At 49.5% G+C, this 24007-nt stretch carries 39 protein-coding genes; 1 reads left to right on the forward strand and 38 read right to left on the reverse strand.

Annotated elements, in window-relative coordinates; genetic code table 11:
• The first annotated feature begins 119 nt into the window (after nt 1-119).
• Nucleotides 120-1874: a methyl-accepting chemotaxis protein gene (locus tag WKI47_RS03840; RefSeq protein WP_340225871.1), complete on the forward strand. Its 1755-nt coding sequence runs from the start codon at nt 120-122 to the stop codon at nt 1872-1874.
• 96 nt (nt 1875-1970) lie between these two features.
• Here the strand turns inward: WKI47_RS03840 and rpsI are convergent, their stop codons facing one another.
• The 38 genes from rpsI to rpsL form a co-directional block, all read right to left on the reverse strand.
• A complete protein-coding gene (rpsI, locus tag WKI47_RS03845) occupies nt 1971-2363 on the reverse strand; it encodes a 30S ribosomal protein S9 (protein ID WP_037291520.1) in 393 nt (130 codons plus the stop codon).
• A 19-nt stretch (nt 2364-2382) separates the two neighbouring features.
• Nucleotides 2383-2820, reverse strand: a complete 438-nt coding sequence (gene rplM, locus WKI47_RS03850; RefSeq protein WP_340225872.1) for a 50S ribosomal protein L13 — start codon at nt 2818-2820, stop codon at nt 2383-2385.
• A 260-nt stretch (nt 2821-3080) separates the two neighbouring features.
• Nucleotides 3081-3866, reverse strand: a complete 786-nt coding sequence (gene truA, locus WKI47_RS03855; protein WP_340225873.1) for a tRNA pseudouridine(38-40) synthase TruA — start codon at nt 3864-3866, stop codon at nt 3081-3083.
• 136 nt (nt 3867-4002) lie between these two features.
• The gene (gene rplQ, locus WKI47_RS03860) at nt 4003-4368 is read right to left on the reverse strand and encodes a 50S ribosomal protein L17 (RefSeq protein WP_037291525.1); all 366 of its coding nucleotides are present in this window, start codon (nt 4366-4368) and stop codon (nt 4003-4005) included.
• 34 nt (nt 4369-4402) lie between these two features.
• Entirely contained in the window at nt 4403-5347 is a 945-nt protein-coding gene (locus WKI47_RS03865; protein WP_037291528.1) for a DNA-directed RNA polymerase subunit alpha, read from the reverse strand.
• Between the two features lie 70 nt (nt 5348-5417).
• Nucleotides 5418-5813, reverse strand: coding sequence for a 30S ribosomal protein S11 (rpsK, locus tag WKI47_RS03870; protein ID WP_037291530.1), 396 nt, complete (start codon nt 5811-5813; stop codon nt 5418-5420).
• Nucleotides 5814-5832: 19 nt separating this feature from the next.
• Entirely contained in the window at nt 5833-6201 is a 369-nt protein-coding gene (gene rpsM, locus WKI47_RS03875) for a 30S ribosomal protein S13 (protein ID WP_340225874.1), read from the reverse strand.
• Between the two features lie 21 nt (nt 6202-6222).
• Nucleotides 6223-6336 (reverse strand): 50S ribosomal protein L36, encoded by a 114-nt coding sequence (rpmJ, locus tag WKI47_RS03880; protein WP_037291536.1) that lies wholly within the window; start codon nt 6334-6336, stop codon nt 6223-6225.
• Between the two features lie 214 nt (nt 6337-6550).
• On the reverse strand, nt 6551-6766 hold the full coding sequence (gene infA / locus WKI47_RS03885; protein ID WP_018978345.1) for a translation initiation factor IF-1: 216 nt from the start codon (nt 6764-6766) through the stop codon (nt 6551-6553).
• 2 nt (nt 6767-6768) lie between these two features.
• Nucleotides 6769-7074: a KOW domain-containing RNA-binding protein gene (locus WKI47_RS03890; protein WP_340225875.1), complete on the reverse strand. Its 306-nt coding sequence runs from the start codon at nt 7072-7074 to the stop codon at nt 6769-6771.
• A gap of 9 nt (nt 7075-7083) precedes the next feature.
• Nucleotides 7084-7836: a type I methionyl aminopeptidase gene (gene map / locus WKI47_RS03895; RefSeq protein ID WP_340225876.1), complete on the reverse strand. Its 753-nt coding sequence runs from the start codon at nt 7834-7836 to the stop codon at nt 7084-7086.
• Nucleotides 7837-7841: 5 nt separating this feature from the next.
• Nucleotides 7842-8486, reverse strand: a complete 645-nt coding sequence (locus WKI47_RS03900; RefSeq protein WP_172247780.1) for an adenylate kinase — start codon at nt 8484-8486, stop codon at nt 7842-7844.
• Nucleotides 8487-8575: 89 nt separating this feature from the next.
• On the reverse strand, nt 8576-9874 hold the full coding sequence (gene secY / locus WKI47_RS03905; RefSeq protein WP_340225877.1) for a preprotein translocase subunit SecY: 1299 nt from the start codon (nt 9872-9874) through the stop codon (nt 8576-8578).
• Nucleotides 9874-10314 (reverse strand): 50S ribosomal protein L15, encoded by a 441-nt coding sequence (gene rplO / locus WKI47_RS03910; RefSeq protein ID WP_037291547.1) that lies wholly within the window; start codon nt 10312-10314, stop codon nt 9874-9876. Before rplO ends, secY begins: the two co-directional genes overlap by 1 nt.
• Before the next feature lie 58 nt (nt 10315-10372).
• The gene (rpmD, locus tag WKI47_RS03915) at nt 10373-10558 is read right to left on the reverse strand and encodes a 50S ribosomal protein L30 (protein WP_037291550.1); all 186 of its coding nucleotides are present in this window, start codon (nt 10556-10558) and stop codon (nt 10373-10375) included.
• 13 nt (nt 10559-10571) lie between these two features.
• A complete protein-coding gene (gene rpsE, locus WKI47_RS03920) occupies nt 10572-11072 on the reverse strand; it encodes a 30S ribosomal protein S5 (protein WP_037291553.1) in 501 nt (166 codons plus the stop codon).
• 23 nt (nt 11073-11095) lie between these two features.
• Nucleotides 11096-11464 carry a 50S ribosomal protein L18 gene (gene rplR, locus WKI47_RS03925; protein WP_340225878.1) on the reverse strand — a complete coding sequence of 123 codons (369 nt, stop codon included), beginning with the start codon at nt 11462-11464 and terminating at the stop codon, nt 11096-11098.
• A 79-nt stretch (nt 11465-11543) separates the two neighbouring features.
• Nucleotides 11544-12086 carry a 50S ribosomal protein L6 gene (gene rplF / locus WKI47_RS03930; protein WP_340225879.1) on the reverse strand — a complete coding sequence of 181 codons (543 nt, stop codon included), beginning with the start codon at nt 12084-12086 and terminating at the stop codon, nt 11544-11546.
• A 31-nt stretch (nt 12087-12117) separates the two neighbouring features.
• Nucleotides 12118-12516, reverse strand: coding sequence for a 30S ribosomal protein S8 (gene rpsH, locus WKI47_RS03935; protein ID WP_037291559.1), 399 nt, complete (start codon nt 12514-12516; stop codon nt 12118-12120).
• Between the two features lie 32 nt (nt 12517-12548).
• Nucleotides 12549-12734 (reverse strand): type Z 30S ribosomal protein S14, encoded by a 186-nt coding sequence (locus WKI47_RS03940; RefSeq protein ID WP_340225880.1) that lies wholly within the window; start codon nt 12732-12734, stop codon nt 12549-12551.
• A 72-nt stretch (nt 12735-12806) separates the two neighbouring features.
• The gene (rplE, locus tag WKI47_RS03945) at nt 12807-13349 is read right to left on the reverse strand and encodes a 50S ribosomal protein L5 (RefSeq protein ID WP_340225881.1); all 543 of its coding nucleotides are present in this window, start codon (nt 13347-13349) and stop codon (nt 12807-12809) included.
• A 32-nt stretch (nt 13350-13381) separates the two neighbouring features.
• The gene (gene rplX / locus WKI47_RS03950; protein ID WP_340225882.1) at nt 13382-13738 is read right to left on the reverse strand and encodes a 50S ribosomal protein L24; all 357 of its coding nucleotides are present in this window, start codon (nt 13736-13738) and stop codon (nt 13382-13384) included.
• A gap of 58 nt (nt 13739-13796) precedes the next feature.
• On the reverse strand, nt 13797-14165 hold the full coding sequence (gene rplN / locus WKI47_RS03955; protein ID WP_018978358.1) for a 50S ribosomal protein L14: 369 nt from the start codon (nt 14163-14165) through the stop codon (nt 13797-13799).
• 36 nt (nt 14166-14201) lie between these two features.
• On the reverse strand, nt 14202-14468 hold the full coding sequence (rpsQ, locus tag WKI47_RS03960) for a 30S ribosomal protein S17 (protein WP_037291570.1): 267 nt from the start codon (nt 14466-14468) through the stop codon (nt 14202-14204).
• Nucleotides 14469-14524: 56 nt separating this feature from the next.
• Nucleotides 14525-14725, reverse strand: a complete 201-nt coding sequence (gene rpmC, locus WKI47_RS03965) for a 50S ribosomal protein L29 (RefSeq protein WP_018978360.1) — start codon at nt 14723-14725, stop codon at nt 14525-14527.
• Nucleotides 14715-15149, reverse strand: coding sequence for a 50S ribosomal protein L16 (gene rplP / locus WKI47_RS03970; RefSeq protein WP_340225883.1), 435 nt, complete (start codon nt 15147-15149; stop codon nt 14715-14717). The genes rpmC and rplP overlap by 11 nt, the downstream gene beginning before the upstream one ends.
• Before the next feature lie 2 nt (nt 15150-15151).
• Nucleotides 15152-15817, reverse strand: a complete 666-nt coding sequence (gene rpsC, locus WKI47_RS03975; protein WP_340225884.1) for a 30S ribosomal protein S3 — start codon at nt 15815-15817, stop codon at nt 15152-15154.
• 12 nt (nt 15818-15829) lie between these two features.
• Nucleotides 15830-16162, reverse strand: coding sequence for a 50S ribosomal protein L22 (gene rplV / locus WKI47_RS03980; protein WP_340225885.1), 333 nt, complete (start codon nt 16160-16162; stop codon nt 15830-15832).
• A 40-nt stretch (nt 16163-16202) separates the two neighbouring features.
• Nucleotides 16203-16481 (reverse strand): 30S ribosomal protein S19, encoded by a 279-nt coding sequence (rpsS, locus tag WKI47_RS03985; RefSeq protein ID WP_037291578.1) that lies wholly within the window; start codon nt 16479-16481, stop codon nt 16203-16205.
• A gap of 70 nt (nt 16482-16551) precedes the next feature.
• Nucleotides 16552-17382, reverse strand: a complete 831-nt coding sequence (gene rplB, locus WKI47_RS03990; protein WP_340225886.1) for a 50S ribosomal protein L2 — start codon at nt 17380-17382, stop codon at nt 16552-16554.
• A 14-nt stretch (nt 17383-17396) separates the two neighbouring features.
• Nucleotides 17397-17690: a 50S ribosomal protein L23 gene (gene rplW, locus WKI47_RS03995; protein ID WP_340225887.1), complete on the reverse strand. Its 294-nt coding sequence runs from the start codon at nt 17688-17690 to the stop codon at nt 17397-17399.
• Nucleotides 17690-18313, reverse strand: coding sequence for a 50S ribosomal protein L4 (rplD, locus tag WKI47_RS04000; protein ID WP_340225888.1), 624 nt, complete (start codon nt 18311-18313; stop codon nt 17690-17692). The genes rplW and rplD overlap by 1 nt, the downstream gene beginning before the upstream one ends.
• A gap of 30 nt (nt 18314-18343) precedes the next feature.
• Nucleotides 18344-18967, reverse strand: a complete 624-nt coding sequence (gene rplC / locus WKI47_RS04005) for a 50S ribosomal protein L3 (protein WP_172247785.1) — start codon at nt 18965-18967, stop codon at nt 18344-18346.
• A 39-nt stretch (nt 18968-19006) separates the two neighbouring features.
• A complete protein-coding gene (gene rpsJ / locus WKI47_RS04010; RefSeq protein WP_037291586.1) occupies nt 19007-19315 on the reverse strand; it encodes a 30S ribosomal protein S10 in 309 nt (102 codons plus the stop codon).
• Between the two features lie 308 nt (nt 19316-19623).
• A complete protein-coding gene (gene tuf, locus WKI47_RS04015; RefSeq protein ID WP_037291589.1) occupies nt 19624-20814 on the reverse strand; it encodes an elongation factor Tu in 1191 nt (396 codons plus the stop codon).
• 100 nt (nt 20815-20914) lie between these two features.
• Nucleotides 20915-22993, reverse strand: a complete 2079-nt coding sequence (fusA, locus tag WKI47_RS04020) for an elongation factor G (protein ID WP_340225889.1) — start codon at nt 22991-22993, stop codon at nt 20915-20917.
• A 49-nt stretch (nt 22994-23042) separates the two neighbouring features.
• Nucleotides 23043-23513 carry a 30S ribosomal protein S7 gene (gene rpsG / locus WKI47_RS04025; protein WP_018978372.1) on the reverse strand — a complete coding sequence of 157 codons (471 nt, stop codon included), beginning with the start codon at nt 23511-23513 and terminating at the stop codon, nt 23043-23045.
• Between the two features lie 46 nt (nt 23514-23559).
• Nucleotides 23560-23982: a 30S ribosomal protein S12 gene (gene rpsL, locus WKI47_RS04030; protein ID WP_026293957.1), complete on the reverse strand. Its 423-nt coding sequence runs from the start codon at nt 23980-23982 to the stop codon at nt 23560-23562.
• Nucleotides 23983-24007: the final 25 nt, after the last annotated feature.

The raw sequence follows: 24007 nt of genomic DNA on the forward strand, positions 1-24007 counted from the left end.
AAGTATAAAACTTTCCGCGTGAACAATCAATCTTTATTTCAAAATGAGAAAAACTTTTTTGAGCATCTACCAAGCAAGCATAGTACAATGAACTCAGAAAATTCAGGAAGGTGGCACTCATGTCCCTAATCACCAAGAAACTCGCGGTAAAGCTGTCCATCATTATCTTTCTTGTGTTGGCAATTCTCTTCACCACATTTGTTTACATGCAAAATGAAAATGTCAAAAAAGCGAGCGAGTACACGATCAGTAGCTTCAATATGAAAATGGCCGAAGCCTTCGCGACGCAATTTGATATGGAGCAGTACAAGTCGTTTTTGTCGAATCCCGTGGAAAACGATTTATATTGGCAGATACGCGAACAGCTCAATACGTATCGAAGCGAGATCGGAGCTATGTATGTGTATACGGTGAGTATCAACGAGGATAAACAGCCTATTCTTCTTGTAGATGGGCAACTGGTTGATTCAGATAGCGCTTCGCCGATCGGAGAAGTCACCGATATTCCCGAAGAAGCCATCGAGAAGCTGTTAAAAGGGGAAAACGCGAGCACCGGAATCATCGTCCATCCCGAATACGGAAGTTATATCTCGGCTTACGTCCCGATTCGCGACTCTTCCGGCTCCATGATCGGAGTCTTGGGAATCGATACGGACGTCAGCGTAGCCAATCAAATCTCCAACCAATTCATTGATAGGAGCTTTTTATTCTATATGGGGATGGCAGGCATAACATTGATTATCTTTGCCGTCATTGCCCTGTTCCTGTATCGGGCGTTAAAGCCTCTCGGTATCATCGTAAAAGGGGCTCAGGCCATCGCAGACGGGGAGATCGGTAACGCCAACCAGGTGTTGAGTACTGTAAGTAAGTATTCGAAAGATGAAATCGGCCAGACCTACGAAGCCATGGTTAAAATGAGTGCGCGATTAGGCGTAACGCTTGGTGATGTGATGCGGGATATGCAGGAAACTACGCAAACCCTAGTGCAATCCTCGCATCGATTCACTTCCGAGGCGAATCTCCTTCTTACTATGAATAACGAGCTGAATCAGTCTGCCGCTACGCTCACGATGGAAGCCAATAATCAATATGCAGGCGCAGAAGATTGTGCCAGATCCATGCAAGAGATTACTTCAGCAATTGAACGGGTGACTCACTCTTCTGCGAATGTATCCAATGCCTCGACGGAAGTGCTGGATGCTGCAACGCAAGGTAAATCTTCAATGGACGGTTTGCAAAAGCAAATTACAGAAATGTCCCAGCTGGTTGGCCATACGTCTAACTCTGTACAAACTCTCCATTTCTACATGAACGAAGTCGAGCCTGTTCTCCAGGCGATCACAACTATTGCGGACCAAACGAATCTGCTTGCTTTGAACGCTTCGATCGAAGCCGCTCGGGCGGGAGAACAAGGTGCAGGCTTTGCTATCGTAGCCGGTGAAATTCGCAAGTTGGCCGGCTTATCTTCGACTTCCGCTTCGCGTGTCGTGGAATTGTTGTCCAAGATTAGCCAGGAAACAGCCACAATTGGAGAACGCATGACCCAGGAAAGCACGGAAATCAAAAAGAGCAGCGAACTTTCTACCCAAGTCAGCGCATTGTTCGAACATACGGTTACACGATTCAACGAGATCAGTGTTCATATGGAAGACATCTCAGCCTCTGCACAGCAAATTCTAGCCGGTTCAGAGGAAGTATCCGCTTCTGTCGAGCAGATCTCCAAGATTTCAAAGATCACTGCCGACTATACCGTTTCATTGCAAGACCTATCGCTGCAACAATTGCAAGCTTCAAAAACGATTGCTGCAACGACCAAGTCGCTTGAGCAAAGTACTTTCAGTCTGGAACGAACCCTCACCAAGTTTGAATTGTAAAGGTAAAGCAGAAGCAAAAAGCTTATGTAATTACAACAAAAAAACAGCCTGCTTCCGAAAGGATCGGAAACAGGCTGTTTGAATATCCAAAAAGGATTAACGTTTCGAGAACTGTGGAGCGCGACGAGCGGCTTTGAGGCCGTACTTTTTGCGTTCCTTCATACGTGGGTCACGAGTCAGGAAGCCCGCTTTTTTCAGCGAACCGCGCAGCTCAGGGTCTGCTTTAAGCAGGGCGCGCGAAATACCGTGACGGATAGCGCCGGCTTGGCCCGAAGTGCCACCGCCGTGTGCCAATACGATTACATCGTATTTGCCAACAGTTTCAGTCAGGTTCAGCGGTTGGTTAACGATCAGCTTGAGCGTCTCCAAACCAAAGTATTCGTCGATTTCACGTTTGTTGATGACGATGCGTCCTTCACCCGGTACAAGGCGAACACGAGCTACCGAATGTTTACGACGACCAGTCCCATAGTATTGTACATTTGCCATGAAAGGGTCCTCCTTTTATTTAGCCGCGAAGTTCGTAAACTTCCGGTTTTTGTGCTGCATGTGGATGCTCTGCTCCGGCATACGCTTTAAGTCTGAGTTTCATTCTGTCGCCCATACGAGTTTTAGGAAGCATACCGGCTACAGCAAGTTCCAAAAGACGTTCTGGTTTGTTTTTGATCATTTCGCCTGCGCTAGTGACTTTCAAACCACCTGGGTGCATCGAGTGACGGTAGTATTTCTTGTCCTGAAGCTTTTTGCCTGTCAGGTGAATTTTCTCAACGTTGATTACGACAACGAAATCACCGCCGTCTACGTGAGGAGTAAATTGTGTTTTGTGCTTGCCGCGGATGAGGGCAGCAGCTTCGCTAGCCAAACGGCCCAGCGTTTTGCCTTCGGCGTCGATGATGTGCCAGTTGCGCTCAACTTCGCTCGGCTTAGCCATGTAGGTAGTACGCATGAATAAGTTCCTCCTTCTAATCTTTGCAATAAAATTCTTTTTACGTGTCAGAACGTTCCATGCCGCCGGGCTAAGATCCGGGGCTGCCGGAACGATTTATGTTTGCGATCATGGATAGGTAAAAGTTAAATCAAGATGATTCTGCGTGTTGTTCTTGATTGGGGGCCGTGGGAAGCCTTCAAGAAAACACAACTTTTATTCTACATGATAACAGTTGAAACTGCAATACATTTTAAAGCAATTCCCCAAAGAACTTTCGGTTATTCAGGCAGTAGTTCGCCGTAATCGACGTTCCATAGCGCGAGACCTTTCCCCACCGCGGTCGGTCCTGCCGCTGCGCGATCGCAAGCCAGCAAAATGTTCTTCATATCCTCCGGTGTACGCTTGCCTTCTCCCACCTGTAGCAGCGTTCCTGTAATGATACGAACCATATGCTGGAGAAAACCGGTTCCCGTCAGAAAAATATGGATAAACCCCTGATCGGCCGTTCCCGGCCGGCAGGTTGTCGTATCCACTTCGATCCGTGCTTCAAGCAGCGTTCGGACGTGATTGGTCTTTTGGGAGTGCCTGGAGGCGAACGACGTAAAGTCGTACGTGCCCACCAGTTGTTGCAGCCCGTCCCGCATCGCTTCGATATTAAGCTGCGGCGCGGGGTGATGGAACTGCATATGCCGATGAAATACGTCCGGATAGCGGTTTGCGTTAATCGTATAGCGATACGTCTTCCGCTTGGCCGCATGCCGGGAGTTGAATTCCAAAGGCACTTCCCAAGAGCGGGTCACGACGATATCCTGCGGTAACCGGGCATTCAACGCGAGCGGCCAGCGATCCGCGGGGATCAGCGAAGACGTATGGAAGTTGAATACTTGTGCGTAAGCATGTACGCCTGCATCCGTGCGGCCCGAAGCAATGATTTTAGGCTTGTCGCCGGTCAGCGCCAGAATAGAAGCTTCAAGCTCGTCCTGAACGGTCTTTCCGGCAGGCTGCGTCTGAAATCCATGATAGTTCGTGCCGTCGTAGGCAAGGGTCATACATAAGTTGCGCAAAAGATCACCTCCATGTCTTCGCCGTGTCCTGAGTTCAAAAAAAAAGAAACGGCTCTGCCGCCTTAAACAGGCGGCATACGTTTCTCGGGAATCCTGATGGTAGGGTTACCCCTGACCCGAACCGTTAAACCTGCGACTAGGCGCGGTCAACCAGTTCCAGGTAAACCATAGGTGCTGCGTCGCCGCGGCGTGCTCCCAGTTTAAGGATGCGCGTGTAGCCGCCCGGACGATCCGCGTAACGCGGTGCCAGATCAGCGAACAGCTTTTGGATAGCGTCTTTTTCACCGTCAACCGTCTCGCGACGAACGTATGCAGCCACTTGGCGGCGTGCATGCAGATCTCCGCGTTTGGAAAGGGTGATCAGTTTTTCAGCGATAGAGCGAGCTTCTTTAGCCTTCGCTTCTGTCGTTTCGATACGCTCGTACAGGAACAGGTCGGTTACCAGGTCGCGAAGCAATGCTTTACGAGCGCTGGAGTTACGTCCCAACTTTTGGTATGCCATGTTTTTCCCTCCTTCTACATCATGCTCTTCGTTCTTAGTCTTCCTGACGAAGACCGAGTCCAAGCTCTTCGAGCTTTTCTTGAACTTCTTCCAAAGACTTGCGGCCCAGGTTGCGAACCTTCATCATGTCTTCTTCAGACTTCGTAGTCAGCTCTTGTACCGTATTGATACCGGCACGCTTCAGACAGTTGTAGGAACGCACGGAGAGATCGAGTTCTTCGATCGTCATCTCCAATACCTTTTCCTTCTTGTCTTCTTCTTTTTCGACCATGATTTCCGCGTCGCGAGCTTCGTCGGTCAGACCTACGAAGAGCAGCACGTGCTCGGTCAAAATTTTGGCGCCAAGACTAACCGCTTCTTCCGGACGAATGCTGCCATCTGTCCAGACTTCAAGCGTCAGCTTGTCATAGTTTGTGACTTGTCCAACCCGAGTGTTTTCCACAGCGTAGTTAACGCGGGAAATCGGAGTGTAGATCGAATCGATCGGAATAACACCGATCGGCTGATCGTCACGTTTGTTTTTGACAGACTGAACATATCCGCGGCCGCGGCCTGCGAAGATGCGCACATGCAATCTCGATCCCGGTGCCAGAGTAGCGATATGCAGATCCGGGTTAAGGATCTCCACATCACTATCAGCGCGGATGTCTCCAGCCGTTACCAGGCCTTCGCCTTCCGCGTCGATTTCCAGTACCTTTTCTTCATCGGAATGAATCTTCAGCGAGAGAGCTTTCAGATTCAGAATGATTTCCGTTACGTCTTCCGTAACGCCGGGGATCGTCGAGAATTCGTGCAGAACGCCGTCAATTTGGACCGAAGTCACCGCCGCGCCGGGAAGCGACGACAGCAGGATGCGACGAAGCGAGTTCCCAAGCGTCGTACCGTATCCACGTTCCAGAGGCTCAACGACAAACTTTCCGTACGTGCCTCCGTCATTGATCTCGACGGTCTCGATTTTCGGCTTTTCGATTTCTATCACTACAATACCCCTCCTTCAAAACGTCGCTTCCGTGAAACAAAGCATACTGAATGCACAATGCTTATGATTACTATACGCGGCGACGCTTAGGAGGACGGCATCCGTTGTGAGGAACCGGTGTTACGTCCTTGATCAGGTTGATTTCCAGACCTGTCGCTTGCAGGGAGCGGATAGCCGCTTCACGACCTGCACCAGGACCTTTAACCATAACTTCAACAGTTTTCAGACCGTGCTCCATAGCAGCTTTAGCAGCTGTTTCGGCAGCAAGCTGAGCAGCGAATGGAGTCGATTTACGCGAACCTCTGAAACCGAGACCGCCAGAGCTTGCCCAGGAGATCGCGTTTCCGTGCGGATCCGTAATCGTTACAATCGTATTGTTAAACGTGGAACGAATATGTGCCACGCCGGATTCGATATTTTTACGGTCGCGACGTTTCGTACGTACGACTTTTTTCGGTTTAGCCATTGTCAGTTATCCCCCTTTCTTACTTCTTCTTGTTCGCTACAGTACGACGAGGACCTTTACGAGTACGAGCATTCGTTTTCGTACGTTGTCCGCGTACCGGCAATCCACGACGATGACGTACACCGCGATAAGATCCGATCTCGATCAGACGTTTGATGTTCAGCGAGATTTCACGACGCAGGTCGCCCTCAACTTTTTCATTAGCGTCAATCGATTCACGCAGCTTGCTTACTTCATCCTCAGTCAGATCGCGAACACGAGTGTTCGGGCTGATTCCTGTTTGGCTCAGGATTTTTTGGGAAGTTGTTTTACCAATCCCGAAGATATAAGTCAAGGCGATCTCAACGCGTTTGTCACGTGGTAAGTCCACACCAGCAATACGAGCCATTACGCTACACCCCCTTCTAATTTATCCTTGTTTTTGTTTGTGTTTCGGATTTTCGCAGATTACCATGACATTCCCTTTGCGACGAATGACTTTGCATTTTTCGCACATTGGTTTGACCGACGGTCTAACCTTCATGATTATTACCTCCTCAAAAGCATTCGGTTTGATTGTGCCTGGAACGTAACGGCAAGGCCGTGAACGCTCCGCACACTGTATCTTGTCTCAACCCAACACACGGTTACGTTTGACTGATCCACACAAACCTTGTGCGTTTCAGACAAACATAAGCCTACTATATTTAAAGGAGACAAGCTACTAGAACGTTGTATATCCAAAAAGCGACGTATCCTTACTTACGATAAGTGATACGGCCGCGAGTCAGATCGTAAGGCGATAACTGTACGACCACTTTGTCTCCCGTCAGAATACGGATAAAGTGCATGCGCAGCTTTCCGGAAACGTGAGCGAGAATTTGATGACCGTTCTCGAGTTCCACCTTGAACATCGCATTCGGCAATGGTTCGATAACCACGCCTTCGATTTCAATGACATCTTCCTTGGCCACAATCATTCTCCTTTCTGCTTAGCATTTGCGTCGGATTCCAAAAATACGTTCACTGCATGGCGCAGCTTGGCATTCGTAACCCTTCCGCTCTCCTGCAAACTGTTTACGACTTCGCTGCTGATCGTCATTTGAGACTCGAGATGAAGCGGATTTTTCTTCTTCGGACGATCAAACTTGCGCTTGTGTCCGTCCGCTATCCAAATACCCTGCTCCTCGTCAAGTCTTACGACCACCGCCGCCTGCCCGGCATCGCGGCCTTTCCGGATCTTCACGAGTTGACCGATCTGCAGGGGATGTTCCTTTTTCAAGTTTATCACCTACGCGTTCAATTTTGTGAAAATTTCCAATCCGTTTTGCGTAACTGCCACCGTGTGCTCAAAATGAGCGCACAATGAGCCGTCCACCGTCACGACAGTCCAATTATCCTCAAGCGTTCGAAGTTGTCTTCCGCCGAGAATGGCCATCGGTTCGATTGCCAGCGCCATGCCGGATTGAAGCAACGGACCGCGGCCCTCGATGCCATAATTCGGGATCTTCGGTTCCTCATGGAGGTCCTTGCCTATGCCGTGACCGACATATTCCCTAACTACAGACATTCCGGACTCTTCGATATGTCGCTGAATCGCATGCGAAATGGTAAACAGACGCACATCCGGCTTCACAAGAGCCAGTCCTGCGTACAGGGAGGCTTCCGTAACGTCCAGCAATCGCTGGGCTTCGTCGGAAATTTGCCCTACCGGGTAAGTCCAGGCGGAATCGCCGTGGTAACCCCGATATTGCGCACCGATATCGATGGAGATGATATCGCCTTCCCGAAGCTTGCGCTCACTGGGGAATCCGTGTACCAACTGGTCGTTGATCGACGCACATATGCTAGCCGGAAAACCATTATAGCCTTTGAAAGACGGCACCGCATCCTGGCTGCGGATGGTCGCATCAGCAAGCGCATCGAGCTCGGCCGTCGTAACGCCCGGCTTGATTGCTTTTGCCAATACACGGTGAGTCTCAGCCACAATCCGTCCCGCTTCTCTCATAAAGCCGAGCTCCGTTTCGGACTTGCAAATGATCATTACAGTTAACCTCGCAGTACGGATAGGATACCTTCCGATACCGTACCGATCTCCTGGTCTCCGTCGATCTGCCGCAGCAAGCCTTTGTTTGCATAGTAATCGATCAGAGGCGCCGTTTTGCTTGTATACTCATCAAGCCGGGTGCGTACGCTCTCTTCATTGTCATCCGGACGTTGGTAGAGTTCGCCACCGTCTTTGTCGCACACGCCTTCCTGCTTTGGCGGGTTGAAAACTACATGGTAAGTCGTTCCGCAGGTTTTGCAGATCCGACGACCTGTAATCCGGACCAGAAGTTTCTCCGGGTCCACATTCAGATTGACAACATGATCAAGCTTACGGCCAGATTCGAGCAAAAGAGTATCCAATGCTTCGGCCTGCAGCAGAGTTCTCGGAAATCCGTCGAGCAAGAAACCTTTTTCGCAATCCGGCTGACTCAGCCGTTCGCGGACGATACCGTTCGTTACGTCATCCGGTACGAGCAGGCCCTGGTCGATGTATTCTTTTGCCTTGACTCCAATTGGAGTTCCCTCTTTGATCGCCAAACGAAAAGCATCGCCTGTCGAAATATGAGGAAGGCCGAATGCATCGACGATGACCTGCGCCTGTGTTCCTTTACCTGCCCCGGGAGGCCCCATGAATAGAATGTTCACGTGATGTCCACTCCTTACGTCTTACCCATGCCTAACCGCACAAAAGGCGCCGGGCGAGCGCATGGAGTCGGACCCGTCCGGAACCTGAGCTATTTATTGATAAAACCTTTATAATGCCGTTTAATCAGCTGACTTTCAATCGTCTTCATCGTATCCAAGGCAACCCCGACGACGATCAGCAGCGAAGTGCCGCCGATTTGAACCGACTGAGGAAGACCGGAAAGCGAACCGAACGCGATCGGCAGCAAAGAAATTACAGTCAGGAATACCGCACCGGTAACCGTGAGACGGGACATTACGCGAGTAATGTACTTCTCGGTCGCTTTACCAGGACGAACTCCAGGAATGTAACCGCCGTTTTTCTTCATATTCTCTGCCATCTGCTGCGGATTGATCTGCACGAAGGTGTAGAAGAACGTGAAGCCGATAATCATGATTGCATATAGCACCATGCCCAGCGGCTGACTGTAGTTCAGGTTGTTTTGCACCCAAGTAGCCCACGCGTACGTTGACCAGAAGTTTGCCAAAATAACCGGGAACTGCAACAGAGATACGGCGAAGATTACCGGGATGACACCCGCAGCGTTGACTTTCAACGGGATGTGAGTGTTTTGACCGCCGTACATTTTATTACCGACTACCCGCTTCGCATATTGAACCGGAACTTTCCGGATCCCTTGCTGAATGAAGATAACACCGACAATAATCAGGATCAAGACAAGCAGGATGATGACCGTTTTCATCGCGTTTAGGAACGTTTGACCGTCCACGATGAAATCAGACTGCGCTGTTGTCGAGATATAACCTGGAATGTTTGCGACGATCCCGGCAAAGATAAGAATCGAAATCCCGTTGCCAATGCCTTTTTCCGTGATTTGCTCACCCATCCACATCAGGAGGGAAGTACCCGCGGTCAAAACAATTGCAATCAGAATATAGTCGACGATCGTAGCGTTCGGAATCATTTCCGCATTATAAATGCGGTTGAAACCGATCGCTGTAGCGAACGCCTGAACCAAACCCAGAACTATGGTGCCGTATCGGGTAATCTGCGCTAGTTTTTTCTTGCCGTGTTCACCTTGTTTTGACCACTCGGTGAATTTCGGAATGACATCCATCGACAGCAGCTGTACGATGATCGATGCCGTAACGTACGGATAGATACTGAGAGCGAAGATCGAGAACTGAAGAAGCGCCCCTCCGGAGAAGGTGTTCAACAGACCCATCAACTGGCTGCCGGCTTCGTTAGCCGACTGGAGTACGTCCGTGTTAACGCCCGGAACAGGGATGAACGTACCGATACGGTAGATTACGAGAACCATCAACGTAAACAGGATCCGTTTACGGAGGTCTTCGACCTTCCATATATTCTTCAGGGTGTTGAACATTAGATCACCTCGGTTTTACCGCCGGCAGCCTCGATTTTCTCCACCGCAGATTGAGAGAACTTGTTTGCTTTGACAGTCAGTTTCACCGTCACGTCGCCATTGCCGAGGATCTTGATACCGCTCTTTGTATCTTTGACGATACCTTGTTCCTTCAGCAGCTCAGGAGTGACTTCAGTGTTTTCTGCAAAGTTGTTCAGTTCTTCGATGTTGACGATGGCATATTCTTTGCGGGTTGGGTTAACAAATCCGCGTTTTGGCAAACGACGATACAATGGGTTTTGACCGCCTTCGAAGCCTGGACGAACACCGCCGCCGGAGCGGGAGTTTTGGCCTTTATGACCGCGTCCGGCTGTTTTACCCGTACCGCTACTCGTACCGCGACCGATGCGCTTCCGCTCTTTAGTCGAACCCGGAGCAGGAGAAAGCTCATGTAACTTCATCGTTCGTTGCACCTCCTTGATTCATTCTATTGTTTCGCTCCTTGCGGAGCGATTGTTTTTAAGCTTCGATTTCTTTTACGGAAACCAGGTGCTTGACTTGGTTAACCATACCGCGAATCGCAGCGTTGTCGTTTTGGACGACAACTTGGTTCGTTTTACGCAGACCCAATGTATTTACAGTCGTGCGTTGGTTTTTCGGACGTCCGATCAGGCTGCGTACGAGGGTAATTTCCAATTTAGCCATTGTTGTTCCCTCCTTAGCCTCTCAGTTCTTCGACGGATTTACCACGAAGCTTAGCCACATCTTCGGCACGCTTCAAGCGGGACAATCCTTCCAAAGTCGCATTGACCATGTTCATGGAGTTCGAAGAACCCAGGGATTTTGTCAAAATGTCGCCTACGCCTGCAAGTTCCAGTACGGCACGTACTGGGCCGCCAGCGATAACGCCGGTACCTTCGGATGCTGGTTTCAGCAATACGCTACCTGCTCCGAATTTACCTGTAACCAGGTGAGTGATCGTTGTTCCGACGAGAGGAACGTGGATCAAGTTTTTCTTGGCATCTTCGATACCTTTACGGATCGCATCTGGAACTTCTCCAGCTTTGCCGATACCTGCTCCAACGTTGCCTTGTCCGTCGCCTACGACAACCAGTGCGCTGAAGCTGAAACGGCGTCCGCCTTTTACAACTTTAGCTACGCGGTTGATGTGTACAACGCGCTCCGTCAGTTCTCCTACAGTGCTCATATCTACACGCAAGTCGTTAACCTCCTTTTTTCGTTTTAGAATTCCAGTCCAGCTTCGCGAGCTGCGTCAGCCAGTGCTTGAATCCGTCCATGGTAGAGGTATCCTCCGCGGTCGAAAACGACAACGGTATGACCTTTTTCCTTAGCGCGGTTTGCAACCAGTGTGCCAACTTTAGCAGCAGCTTCAACGTTGCCGCCGTTTGTGATCTCGCTTTTCAGATCTTTGTCCATAGTCGATGCGGAAACGAGTGTTACGCCGTTTACGTCGTCGATCAGTTGGGCATAGATGTGCTTATCGGAACGGTATACGTTCAGACGAGGGCGCTCAACCGTACCTTGAATTTTCTTGCGTACACGCAAGTGTCTTTTCAAGCGAGCTTTATTTTTATCACCTTTGGTAATCATGAGTACTTTCACTCCTTCCCAATCTGCTTATTAAGCAGCTTCACATGAGCAAGCTAAGGGTAATGCGAAGGAAAGCGGCTTATTTTTTCTTGCCCGCTTTACCTTCTTTACGGATGATGCGTTCGCCTTCATACTTGATACCTTTACCTTTGTAAGGTTCCGGTTCGCGTACTTTACGGATTTGAGCAGCATAAGCGCCTACGCGCTCTTTGTCAATTCCGCGAACGATGATTTTCGTGTTCGAAGGAACTTCGAACTCGATGCCCGATTCCGGTGTGATTTCAACCGGGTGGGAGTAGCCCACGTTCAGGACGATCTTATCTCCAGACTTGCTGGCACGGTATCCGACCCCGACCAATTCAAGCGACTTGGAGAAACCTTCCGTTACACCACTTACCATGTTGTTGACAACGCTGCGTGTCGTTCCGTGAAGGGAACGATGCTCTTTGTTGTCGGAAGGACGTTCTACAGTGATTGTGTTACCTTCCACCGTTACTTTCATATCTCTATGAAGTTCACGAGTGAGAGTACCTTTAGGACCTTTGACTGTAATCGCTGTGTTGTTCAGCGTTACTTCAACGCCGCCCGGTACTTCGATTGGTTTGCGACCAATACGAGACATAGTTGTTGCACCTCCTTGTGTTCTGACGTAATTACCAAACGTAGCAGATTACTTCGCCGCCAGCTTTCGCTTGACGAGCTTCTTTGTCGGTCATAACTCCCTTAGACGTGGAGATAATCGCGATACCCAGGCCGCCCAGTACGCGAGGAACTTCGTTGCTCTTCGTGTACACGCGCAGACCCGGCTTACTGATTCTTTTCAGACCAGTAATAACGCGTTCGTTATTTTGACCGTATTTCAGGAAAATACGAATGATGCCTTGTTTGTTATCCTGTACGAATTCCGCGTCGCGGATAAAACCTTCGCGCTTCAGGATCTCGGCAATTTGCTTTTTCATCGCGGAAGCCGGCATTTCGACTTTCTCGTGACGTACCACGTTCGCGTTACGAATACGTGTAAGCATATCAGCAATCGGATCGGACATAGTCATGTGTGTGAACCTCCTTCCTTGTTATGCGGTAATTACCAGCTTGCTTTTCTAACGCCAGGAATCTGACCTTTATGAGCCAATTCGCGGAAGCAAATACGGCAGATTTTAAACTTTTGCAGCACCGAGTGTGGACGACCGCAACGTTCGCAGCGCGTGTATGCACGCACTTTGAATTTCGGTGTACGTTGCTGTTTAACTTTCATCGAAGTTTTTGCCACTTTAGCCTGACACCTCCTGGATATTTTCGGGAGAACAGGGTCATAGATCATGGCCCTAGATACTGGCCGATATTATTTTGCGAAAGGCATTCCGAGACCTGTAAGCAGTTCGCGGCCCTCTTCGTCTGTTTTTGCTGTCGTAACGATAACGATATCCATACCGCGGACCTTGTCCACTTGATCGTATTGGATTTCTGGGAAGATGAGTTGTTCTTTCAGACCCAGTGTGTAGTTGCCGCGGCCGTCGAAGGCTTTGTTGGATACACCTTGGAAGTCACGTACGCGTGGAAGCGATACGTTGAACAATTTGTCGAGGAACTGGTACATACGCTCGCCGCGCAGTGTAACCTTTGTTCCGATCGGCATATTCTCACGCAGTTTGAAACCTGCGATCGATTTTTTTGCACGAGTGATAACAGGCTTTTGACCTGCGATCTGCTCCAGTTCAGCTACCGCAGTATCGAGAACTTTGGAGTTAGATACGGCTTCACCAACACCCATGTTGATGACAACCTTCTCAAGCTTAGGAACCTGCATGACCGAAGAATAGCCAAACTTCTGCATCAGAGCAGGAGTGCTTTCGTTCAAATAACGTTCTTTCAATCTTGTTACCATGAAGGATGAACCTCCTTTCCGTAAAAATGGGATTATTCGATAACTTCTCCGGACCGTTTCGCAACGCGCACTTTTTTACCGTTGTCCAGCGTCTTGTAACCTACACGGGTCACTTTGCTGCCGTCTTTCGGGTCAACGTGCATTACGTTCGAAACGTGGATCGAAGCTTCTTGTTCCACGATTCCGCCTTGCGGGTTCGATTGGCTTGGCTTCTGGTGTTTTTTCACCATGTTCACGCCTTCGACCAACACGCGGTTTTCACGAGGGTAAGCGGCGATAACGCGCGCTTTTTTGCCTTTGTCTTTACCGCTGATTACGATAACGACATCGTCTTTTTTTACGTGAAGTTTGTTGTTATGGGATTCCAGAACTTTTTTCACTCTTGCCATCAGGTACACCTCCTATGACTTAAAGGCCGATCGACCATTAAGAAAATCGTGCATTATATTAGATAACTTCCGGTGCCAAGGAAACGATTTTCATGAAGTCCTTGTCGCGAAGTTCACGAGCAACTGGTCCGAAGATACGTGTACCACGTGGTCCACGATCGTCTTTTACGACTACCGCTGCGTTTTCGTCGAATGCGATGTACGATCCGTCTTTACGGCGTACCGAACGCTTCGTACGAACAACTACTGCTTTAACTACGTCGCCTTTTTTGACAACGCCCCCTGGTGTTGCTTGTTTTACCGAGCAAACGATCAGGTCACCGATGTTAGCTGTACGACGTCCCGTACCACCAAGTACGCGGATACACATCAGTTCCTTCGCACCGGAGTTATCAGCTACAGCCAAACGTGTAAATGGTTGAATCATTATGAATGTCCTCCTTTCGGACGAGCTTATCGTTCATTAGATGATGATTGCTTTTTCAGTAACTGCAGCCAGTCTCCAACGCTTGTCTTTGGACAGCGGGCGAGTTTCAACGATTCTTACTGTATCGCCGATTTTCGCTTCGTTGTTTTCGTCATGCGCCTTGAATTTCTTCGTCGACTTGATGCGTTTGTGGTAGAGTTCGTGTTTTTTGTAAGTTTCTACAACAACTACGATCGTCTTGTCCATTTTGTCGCTTACGACTTTACCCACCAACGTTTTACGCGAGTTGCGTTCTTCGGTCATGGTTAGCCTCCTTCCTGAATAAAGGGCTTATATTGTACCCGAGGGTTCAAAAGGAATTAAGAAGTAATTCCGAGTTCTCTTTGACGCAGAACCGTTTTAGCACGAGCGATTTCCTTGCGGACTACGCTGATGCGTGTAGGGTTATCGAGTTGACCGGTAGCGAGCTGAAAGCGCAGATTAAAGAGTTCTTCTTTAAATCCGGAGACCTTCTGTTCGATTTCGGCAGTAGTCAGGTCGCGCAGTTCCTTAGCCTTCATTTGCTTCACCACCCAATTCTTCACGTTTCACAAACTTAGTTTTAACAGGCAGTTTGTGAGAAGCGAGGCGCATTGCTTCACGAGCGATTTCTTCCGAAACGCCAGCAAGTTCAAACATGATCTTGCCCGGTTTTACAACCGCTACCCATTTCTCAACGTTACCTTTACCGCTACCCATCCGGACCTCGAGAGGCTTTTGAGTGATCGGCTTATCCGGGAAAATCTTGATCCAAACTTTACCGCCACGTTTGATGTAACGTGTCATAGCGATACGCGCTGCTTCGATCTGACGGTTCGTGATCCACGAAGGTTCAGTCGCTTGCAGGCCGAATTCGCCGAAGTTCAATTCAGTACCGCCTTTAGCACGACCGGCCAGACTGCCGCGTTGCTGTTTACGGTGTTTTACACGTTTAGGTACCAACATGATTAGTTGCCTCCTTCCTGAGCAGCTTGTTTCTTAGCTGGAGGAAGAACTTCTCCACGATAGATCCATACTTTAACGCCGATACGACCGTAGGTCGTGTGCGCTTCAGCTGTACCGTAGTCGATGTCGGCACGCAGGGTATGAAGTGGAACAGTTCCTTCGCTGTAGCCTTCCGAACGTGCGATTTCGGCACCGCCCAGACGACCGCTAACTGCAGTTTTGATTCCTTTAGCGCCTGCACGCATTGTACGTTGCATCGATTGTTTCAGAGCACGACGGAACGATACGCGACGTTCCAATTGTTGTGCAATGCTTTCGGCAACCAAAATAGCGTCCAGTTCTTGGTTCTTGATTTCTGCGATGTTGATGTGTACTTTTTTGCCGTTCGAAATCTTGGTGATTTCGCCACGCAGTACTTCAACTTCCGCGCCGCCACGTCCGATTACCATACCCGGCTTCGCCGTATGGATCGTTACGTTTACGCGGTTAGCTGCTCTTTCGATCTCGATCTTGGAGACAGCAGATTCTTTCAGCTTTGTTTTCAGGTATTCGCGAATTTTCACGTCTTCCATCAACAGAGTACCGAAGTCTTTACCAGCATACCATTTGGATTCCCAGTCACGGATAACGCCTACGCGGAATCCTACCGGATTTACTTTTTGTCCCACAGTTGTCCCTCCTTACTTTTCGGATACAGCCAGAGTGATATGGCTGGTGCGTTTATTGATCCGGCTTGCGCGTCCCATTGCCCGAGGGCGGAAACGTTTCAAAGTCGGTCCTTGGTTTACGAAAACTTGCGAGATAACCAACTTGCTTACGTCCAGCGAGTGGTTGTGTTCTGCGTTAGCGATTGCCGAGTTCAGCAATTTTTCCAAAATCGGGGATGCCGCTTTCGGAGTGTGGCGCAGAATCGCGATTGCTTCACCTACGTGTTTGCCGCGAATCAGGTCAGCGACCAGTTGGGCTTTACGTGGGGAGATGCGGGAATATTTCAAGTGCGCTTGTGCTTCCATGCTATCATAACCTCCCTTCGGACTTTAGTATAAGGTCCGTTTAGCGTCTTGTTTTCTTGTCGTCAGCGGCATGGCCTTTGTAAGTACGCGTCGGCGCGAACTCACCCAGTTTGTGTCCAACCATGTCTTCCGTTACATAAACCGGTACGTGCTTGCGTCCGTCATAAACGGCGAAAGTGTGTCCGATGAATTGTGGGAAAATCGTGGAACGTCTGGACCAAGTTTTAATAACGACTTTCTTTTCGGTTTCATTCAGTACTTCTACCTTTTTGAGCAGGTATCCGTCAATGAAAGGGCCTTTTTTGAGACTGCGTGTCATCGATTGTAGTCCTCCCTTCAGCTGGCTTGTTCCATAATCCTAGCCGGCGAAGCAATGCGGGATAAGCGCATTACTTCGTACGGCGACGGATGATGTATTGATCCGAAGATTTGTTTTTCTTGCGCGTTTTGTAGCCCAGGGTTGGTTTGCCCCATGGCGACAGCGGCGACTTACGTCCGATTGGAGCACGACCTTCACCACCACCGTGTGGGTGATCGTTCGGGTTCATTACTACGCCGCGGACTTGAGGACGGTTGCCCAACCAACGGTTACGTCCGGCTTTACCAATTTTCACGAGTTCGTGATCTTGGTTACCTACCGAACCGATTGTAGCGCGGCAAACCTTGAGTACGCGACGAACTTCGCCAGAAGACAGGCGGATCGATACGTAGCGTTCTTCTTTACCCAACAATTGAGCTTCTGTTCCGGCAGCGCGAACCATTTGGCCGCCTTTGCCCGGTTTCAACTCAATGTTGTGGATAACTGTACCTACCGGAATGTTTTCCAGTGGCAGTGCGTTACCGATCTTGATGTCCGCTTGAGGACCGGAGTAGATCGTATCGCCAACTTTCAGACCTTTAGGCGCGATGATGTAGCGTTTCTCGCCGTCTGCATAGTTGATCAATGCGATATTCGAAGTCCGGTTCGGATCGTATTCGATCGTAGCAACGTGGCCTGGAATTCCATCTTTGGTACGTTTGAAGTCGATGATACGGTATTTACGTTTGTGTCCGCCGCCATGGTGACGAACCGTAATTTTACCTTGGTTGTTGCGGCCCGCTTTTTTGAAGAGCGGCGACAGCAACGATTTCTCCGGCTGATTCGTGGTGATTTCTTCGAATGTCGACACGCTCATAGCGCGGCGAGCCGGGGACGTTGGTTTGTACTTTTTGATTGGCACGTTAGTTTTCCTCCTTACTCTGCAGATTCAAAGAATTCGAGCGATTTGCTTTCTGGAGTCAGCGTCACGATCGCTTTTTTCCACTCGCTCGTGTAACCGGAGTGACGGCCATAACGTTTCGGTTTAGCCGGAACGCGTAGAATGTTGACTTTCAGCACTTTTACGCCGAAGATCGCTTCTACTGCCTTCTTCACTTCCGTTTTATTAGCGCTCATTTGCACTTCAAACACGTATTTCGACTGACTCATTGCTTCAGCTGTACGTTCCGTAATAATCGGACGTTTGATAAGGTCGCGAGGATCTTTCATTATGCGAATACCTCCTGTACCTTCTGTACTGCGTCCTTCGTGATGATAAGCTTATCATGCACGAGCACGTCAAGAACATTAATGCCGTCGGCTTGAACGAATTTCACGCCTGGGATGTTACGAGCAGACAGAGCCACGTTGTTGTCATATTCCGGAGCCACTACCAGGGCTTTGCGGTCTACGTTCAACTTGCTCAGGATACCTGCGAATTCTTTTGTCTTCGGAGCGTTCAGGCTCAATGTATCGAGAACGATAATTTCGTTAGCGATGACTTTCGAAGACAGTGCCGATTTGATCGCCAGACGACGAACTTTTTTAGGCAGTTTGAAAGAGTAGCTGCGCGGAGTTGGTCCGAAGACGATACCGCCGCCTCTCCATTGCGGAGAACGGATCGAGCCTTGACGAGCGCGTCCTGTACCTTTTTGTTTCCAAGGTTTGCGACCGCCGCCACGAACTTCCGAACGTCCTTTGACTTTGTGCGTACCCGAGCGAAGCGATGCTTGTTGCATCACGACAGCTTGGTGGAGCACATGTCCGTTAGGATTAATACCGAATACCGAATCGCTAAGTTCGATTTCTCCAACTTCGCTACCTTCGATATTAAAAACTTTTACTGTAGGCATTTCATGTTCCTCCTTTCTTCTAAGGATTTATTATTTCTTCACCGATTCGCGAACTTTAACGAAGCCGTTTTTAGGACCCGGAATGGAGCCTTTAACCAGCAGTACGTTGCGTTCCGCATCGACTCTTACGATTTCGAGGTTTTGAACAGTGATCGAGTCATGGCCCATGTGTCCTGGCAGGCGTTTGCCTTTCGGTACGCGGTTAGCCTGGATGGAACCCATCGAACCCGGTCTGCGGTGGTAACGCGAGCCGTGCGACATTGGTCCGCGGCTTTGTCCCCAACGCTTGATACTACCAGCGAAACCTTTACCTTTGGATACGCCGCTTACGTCGACGAATTGTCCTTCAGCAAACACGTCCGCTTTAAGCACTTGTCCAACCTCGTAGTTAGCGAGGTCAACACCGCGAAGTTCGCGAATGTAGCGCTTAGGTGCAGTGTCCGCTTTTTTAGCGTGACCTGCCTCCGGTTTGTTGGAACGGCTAGCTTTCTTGTCCGCGAAACCGATTTGTACCGCTTCATAACCGTCATTTTCCAGGTCTTTCTTCTGCAGAACCACACATGGGCCTGCTTCGATAACCGTTACAGGAACGACGTTACCTTCAGCGGTGAACACTTGGGTCATACCCAGTTTTTTCCCTAAGATACCAGTCATGTTGACACCTCTTTTCATTTATGTCCTTATTCAGGAGTCTTACAGTTTGATTTCGATATCGACGCCGGACGGCAAGTCCAGACGCATCAAGGCATCCACAGTTTGTGGAGTTGGGTTCACAATGTCGATCAAACGCTTGTGTGTGCGTTGTTCAAATTGCTCACGCGAATCCTTGTATTTGTGCACCGCACGGAGAATGGTGATGATTTGCTTTTCAGTCGGCAGCGGGATCGGTCCGGAAACACCGGCACCCGAACGTTTTGCTGTTTCAACGATTTTTTCTGCAGATTGATCCAGAACTCTGTGATCATATGCTTTCAAACGAATACGGATTTTTTGCTTTGCCATTTCAAATTCCCTCCTTCTATCGCCCAATTTGGTATCGGACATACTCCGTGAAAATTTTCCGCGCACACCAACTATGGCAAAGGAGCCGGGTGTGTCGGTAACCTCTCACATCATCGCAACGTCTCAGAACAACATTCATTATTATATAGAAGATGTCTCGACAATGCAACCCTTTTTTAAAATTACACAAAAAGAAAGCGAGGCCCCTTCCCGACTTCGGGATGATGGCCCCGCCTCGCGCTTTCGTTTACAGTACATTGTTACTCGTTCCAGTACACTGTTGCTCTATTAAACGGGATTAGCCGTTATTATTTTTGGATTGTTGCTACAGCACCAGCGCCTACTGTACGTCCGCCTTCACGAATAGAGAACTTAGTTCCTTCTTCGATAGCGATCGGAGCGATCAGGGATACGGTAACTGTGATGTTGTCGCCTGGCATTACCATTTCTGCGCCTTCTGGCAGGTTGATGATGCCTGTTACGTCAGTTGTACGGAAGTAGAACTGAGGGCGGTATCCTGTGAAGAAAGGCTTGTGACGGCCACCTTCTTCTTTAGTCAGGACGTAGATTTGAGCTGTGAACTCAGTGTGCGGCTTAACCGAACCTGGTTTCGACAGAACTTGTCCACGCTCGATTTGAGTGCGGTCAACACCACGCAGCAGTGCGCCGATGTTGTCGCCAGCTTGAGCGGAATCCATCAGTTTACGGAACATTTCTACGCCCGTAACGACGGATTTCTTGGACTCTTCAGCGATACCTACGATTTCGACTTCGTCGCCGATCTTAACTGTACCGCGTTCGATACGGCCAGTTGCTACCGTACCACGGCCAGTGATCGAGAATACGTCCTCGACTGGCATCAGGAAAGGCTTCTCAGTGTCGCGCTCTGGAGTCGGGATGTACTCATCGATGATGTTGAACATTTCAACGATCTTTTGAGCCCATTCGCCTTCAGGGTTTTGCAGCGCTTCACGAGCGGAACCTTGGATGATTGGAGTGTCGTCGCCTGGGAAGTCGTATTCGCTCAACAGGTCACGTACTTCCATTTCAACCAGTTCCAGAAGCTCAGCGTCTTCAACCATGTCGCATTTGTTCAGGAATACGACGATGTAAGGAACGCCTACTTGACGGGACAGAAGGATGTGTTCGCGAGTTTGCGGCATAGGGCCGTCAGCTGCGGATACAACCAGGATCGCTCCGTCCATTTGTGCCGCGCCAGTGATCATGTTTTTAACATAGTCGGCGTGACCTGGGCAGTCTACGTGTGCGTAGTGACGAGCTGGAGTTTCGTATTCAACGTGTGCTGTCGAGATCGTGATACCACGTTCTCTTTCTTCCGGAGCCTTATCGATTTGGTCAAACGCGATTGCAGCACCACCATAAGTCTTCGACAGAACAGTTGTGATTGCAGCAGTCAGGGTTGTTTTACCATGGTCGACGTGACCAATAGTACCAATGTTAACGTGCGGCTTATTACGCTCAAATTTAGCTTTTGCCATTTGAAACAGTTCCTCCTTAATATAGAAAAATTATTGGGTTAAAATCAATCCGAACGATGAAGCCTTATAAGATCCCATCATCCGGCGGTGAAAACGAGGATTACTCCCCTGCTTTCGTTTTCGATACGATTTCTTCAGCGATGCTCTTCGGAACTTCTTCATAGTGAGAAAGCTCCATCGAGAATACGCCGCGTCCTTGCGTACCCGAACGCAGAGTCGTCGAGTATCCGAACATTTCGGAGAGAGGTACCTTCGCACGGATAATTTGAGCACCGCTGCGGGAATCCATACCTTCGATACGGCCGCGGCGGGAGTTCAGCATACCCATAACGTCGCCCATGTACTCCTCAGGCACGGTTACTTCGACTTTCATGATAGGCTCAAGCAGGACAGGCTTACACTTTTCCTTCGCTGCTTTAAGCGCCATCGAACCCGCAATTTTGAACGCCATTTCGTTGGAATCGACATCATGATAAGAACCGTCGACGATTGTCGCTTTAACGTCTACCAGCGGGAAGCCCGCGATAACGCCGCTCTTCATCTGTTCTTCGATACCCGCAAGTGCCGGTTGAACGTATTCGCGTGGAACCGAACCGCCGACTACCTTACTTTCGAATTGGCTACCTGTACCCGGTTCCAGCGGTTCGAATTCAACCCATACGTGACCGTATTGACCACGACCACCGGATTGACGTACGAATTTGCCTTCTACGCGAGCTGGTTGACGGAAAGTTTCGCGGTAAGCAACCTGTGGTTTACCCACGTTGGTTTCTACTTTGAACTCCCGACGCATGCGGTCGATGATGATATCAAGGTGGAGTTCGCCCATACCAGCCAGAATCGTCTGGCCTGTTTCTTCGTCTGTATGAGCACGAAGGGTTGGATCTTCCTCGGTGAGCTTGCTCAGAGCCACGCCCATCTTATCTTGGTCAGCCTTGGTTTTCGGCTCAACCGCGATTTCGATAACCGGGTCAGGGAAGTTCATCGATTCCAGAATAACCGGGTTCTTCTCATCACACAGTGTATCACCTGTGCCCGTATCTTTCAAACCAACTGCTGCCGCGATATCACCCGAATATACGATGCTGATTTCTTGGCGGCTGTTGGCATGCATTTGCAGGATACGACCGATCCGCTCACGTTTGCCTTTCGACGCGTTCAGTACATACGAACCGGATTGAAGCGTACCGGAGTATACACGGAAGAACGTCAGCTTGCCCACGTAAGGGTCCGTCATGATTTTGAAAGCAAGCGCGGAGAACGGCTCTTCATCCGAAGAATGACGAACAGCTTCCGTACCGTCTTCCAGTGTACCCATGATTGCAGGAACGTCTGTTGGAGCTGGAAGGTAATCAACAACTGCGTCCAGCATCAGCTGAATGCCTTTGTTTTTGTAAGAAGATCCACAGATAACCGGGAAAATCTTAACATCGACGACGCCTTTACGCAGGCCGGCTTTGATCTCATCAATCGTGAGTTCTTCGCCTTCCAGGTATTTCATCATCAATTCTTCGTCCAGTTCCGCGACTTTCTCGATCAACGTAGAGCGAAGTTCTTCGACTTGAGCCAGATATTCTTCCGGAATGTCGACAACTTCGATATTTTGACCCAGATCGTCTTTATACATATGAGCTTTTTGCTCAACAAGGTCAATGATACCGACAAAGTCGTTTTCAGCGCCGATCGGAAGCTGAATCGCTACCGCGTTGGCTTGAAGACGCTCGCCCATATCTTTAACAACGTTAAGGAAGTCCGCACCGATAATGTCCATTTTGTTGACGTATGCGATCCGAGGAACGCCGTAACGGTCAGCCTGTCTCCATACGGTTTCAGACTGAGGTTCGACACCTTCTTTGGCACTGAATACGCCTACTGCCCCGTCCAATACACGAAGGGAACGTTCAACTTCAACTGTGAAGTCAACGTGTCCCGGGGTATCAATGATATTGACGCGGTAACCGTGCCATTGAGCGGTCGTAGCGGCGGAAGTAATCGTGATTCCGCGCTCCTGCTCCTGCTCCATCCAGTCCATCGTCGCTGCGCCATCGTGTACTTCACCGATTTTGTGCGTGATGCCCGTGTAGAACAGAATCCGTTCCGTAGTCGTTGTTTTACCAGCGTCAATATGCGCCATGATACCGATGTTACGTGTATTTTTCAAGGAGAATTCTCTTGTCATGAATGGGAATCTCCCTTCAAAATTCAATATTGGTTACTAAGCCGAAATCCTACCAGCGGTAGTGAGCAAACGCTTTGTTCGCTTCAGCCATTTTGTGCGTGTCTTCGCGTTTCTTCACGGATGCACCAGTGTTGTTCGATGCATCGATGATTTCAGCCGCCAGACGCTCTTCCATTGTCTTCTCGCCGCGGTTGCGGGAGTAGTTAACGAGCCAACGGAGACCGAGAGCTGTGCGTCTTTCTGGCTTAACTTCGATCGGTACTTGATAGTTCGCACCGCCTACACGGCGAGCTTTAACTTCAAGAACTGGCATGATGTTTTTGATTGCAGCTTCAAATACTTCCATTGGGTCATTGCCCGTACGTTCCTGAATCAATTTGAACGAGTTGTAAAGGATGTTTTGAGCTACACCGCGTTTTCCGTCGATCATAATGCGGTTGATCAGACGAGTAACCAGTTTGCTATTGTACACCGGATCCGGCAGTACGTCTCTTTTGGTAACTGGACCTTTGCGTGGCATGGATATCCCCCTTTCTCCGATAGTTGAACGCCCTCAGGCGCTCAAATTAGTTTTTCTTTTCTTTTGGACGCTTAGCGCCGTATTTCGAACGGGCTTGCATACGTCCGTTTACGCCTGCAGTATCAAGAGCACCGCGAACGATATGGTAACGTACACCCGCCAAGTCCTTTACGCGACCTCCGCGAACCAGCACGACGCTGTGTTCTTGCAGGTTGTGTCCGATACCCGGAATGTAAGCAGTCACCTCGATACGGTTCGTCAAACGAACACGGGCATACTTACGAAGCGCGGAGTTCGGTTTACGTGGAGTCATTGTACCTACACGAGTGCAGACACCGCGTTTTTGCGGGGCGCTCAGGTTTGTTTCTTCACGTTTCAGTGCGTTGAAACCCTTTTGCAGTGCTGGGGATTTCGACTTCACGACTTTCGCTTGACGTCCTTTGCGGACGAGTTGGTTAATAGTTGGCATTGTCATTGCCACCCCCTTCCTATAT

It is taken from the genome of Saccharibacillus sacchari (assembly GCF_037722395.1).
GTDB lineage: Bacteria > Bacillota > Bacilli > Paenibacillales > Paenibacillaceae > Saccharibacillus > Saccharibacillus sacchari_A.

Coding starts and splice junctions, on each gene's coding strand:
- WKI47_RS03840 (WP_340225871.1), top strand. CDS start 120: ATGTCCCTAATCACCAAGAAACTCGCGGTAAAGCTGTCCATCATTATC.
- rpsI (WP_037291520.1), bottom strand. CDS start 2,363: ATGGCAAATGTACAATACTATGGGACTGGTCGTCGTAAACATTCGGTA.
- rplM (WP_340225872.1), bottom strand. CDS start 2,820: ATGCGTACTACCTACATGGCTAAGCCGAGCGAAGTTGAGCGCAACTGG.
- rplQ (WP_037291525.1), bottom strand. CDS start 4,368: ATGGCATACCAAAAGTTGGGACGTAACTCCAGCGCTCGTAAAGCATTG.
- rpsK (WP_037291530.1), bottom strand. CDS start 5,813: ATGGCTAAACCGAAAAAAGTCGTACGTACGAAACGTCGCGACCGTAAA.
- rpsM (WP_340225874.1), bottom strand. CDS start 6,201: ATGGCTCGTATTGCTGGTGTGGACTTACCACGTGACAAACGCGTTGAG.
- rpmJ (WP_037291536.1), bottom strand. CDS start 6,336: ATGAAGGTTAGACCGTCGGTCAAACCAATGTGCGAAAAATGCAAAGTC.
- map (WP_340225876.1), bottom strand. CDS start 7,836: ATGATCATTTGCAAGTCCGAAACGGAGCTCGGCTTTATGAGAGAAGCG.
- secY (WP_340225877.1), bottom strand. CDS start 9,874: ATGTTCAACACCCTGAAGAATATATGGAAGGTCGAAGACCTCCGTAAA.
- rplO (WP_037291547.1), bottom strand. CDS start 10,314: ATGAAGTTACATGAGCTTTCTCCTGCTCCGGGTTCGACTAAAGAGCGG.
- rpmD (WP_037291550.1), bottom strand. CDS start 10,558: ATGGCTAAATTGGAAATTACCCTCGTACGCAGCCTGATCGGACGTCCG.
- rplR (WP_340225878.1), bottom strand. CDS start 11,464: ATGATTACCAAAGGTGATAAAAATAAAGCTCGCTTGAAAAGACACTTG.
- rplF (WP_340225879.1), bottom strand. CDS start 12,086: ATGTCTCGTATTGGTCGCAAACCAATCGAAGTACCGGGCGGCGTTGAA.
- rpsH (WP_037291559.1), bottom strand. CDS start 12,516: ATGACTATGTCCGATCCGATTGCTGATATGCTTACACGTATTCGTAAC.
- rplE (WP_340225881.1), bottom strand. CDS start 13,349: ATGGTAACAAGATTGAAAGAACGTTATTTGAACGAAAGCACTCCTGCT.
- rplX (WP_340225882.1), bottom strand. CDS start 13,738: ATGGCAAGAGTGAAAAAAGTTCTGGAATCCCATAACAACAAACTTCAC.
- rplN (WP_018978358.1), bottom strand. CDS start 14,165: ATGATTCAACCATTTACACGTTTGGCTGTAGCTGATAACTCCGGTGCG.
- rpsQ (WP_037291570.1), bottom strand. CDS start 14,468: ATGACCGAAGAACGCAACTCGCGTAAAACGTTGGTGGGTAAAGTCGTA.
- rpmC (WP_018978360.1), bottom strand. CDS start 14,725: ATGAAGGCTAAGGAACTGCGCGACCTGACTACTGCCGAAATCGAACAG.
- rplP (WP_340225883.1), bottom strand. CDS start 15,149: ATGTTGGTACCTAAACGTGTAAAACACCGTAAACAGCAACGCGGCAGT.
- rplV (WP_340225885.1), bottom strand. CDS start 16,162: ATGGAAGCACAAGCGCACTTGAAATATTCCCGCATCTCCCCACGTAAA.
- rpsS (WP_037291578.1), bottom strand. CDS start 16,481: ATGACACGCAGTCTCAAAAAAGGCCCTTTCATTGACGGATACCTGCTC.
- rplW (WP_340225887.1), bottom strand. CDS start 17,690: ATGAAAGATCCTCGCGACCTTATCAAACGTCCGATTATTACGGAACGT.
- rplD (WP_340225888.1), bottom strand. CDS start 18,313: ATGCCTACAGTAAAAGTTTTTAATATCGAAGGTAGCGAAGTTGGAGAA.
- rplC (WP_172247785.1), bottom strand. CDS start 18,967: ATGACTGGTATCTTAGGGAAAAAACTGGGTATGACCCAAGTGTTCACC.
- rpsJ (WP_037291586.1), bottom strand. CDS start 19,315: ATGGCAAAGCAAAAAATCCGTATTCGTTTGAAAGCATATGATCACAGA.
- tuf (WP_037291589.1), bottom strand. CDS start 20,814: ATGGCAAAAGCTAAATTTGAGCGTAATAAGCCGCACGTTAACATTGGT.
- fusA (WP_340225889.1), bottom strand. CDS start 22,993: ATGACAAGAGAATTCTCCTTGAAAAATACACGTAACATCGGTATCATG.
- rpsG (WP_018978372.1), bottom strand. CDS start 23,513: ATGCCACGCAAAGGTCCAGTTACCAAAAGAGACGTACTGCCGGATCCG.
- rpsL (WP_026293957.1), bottom strand. CDS start 23,982: ATGCCAACTATTAACCAACTCGTCCGCAAAGGACGTCAAGCGAAAGTC.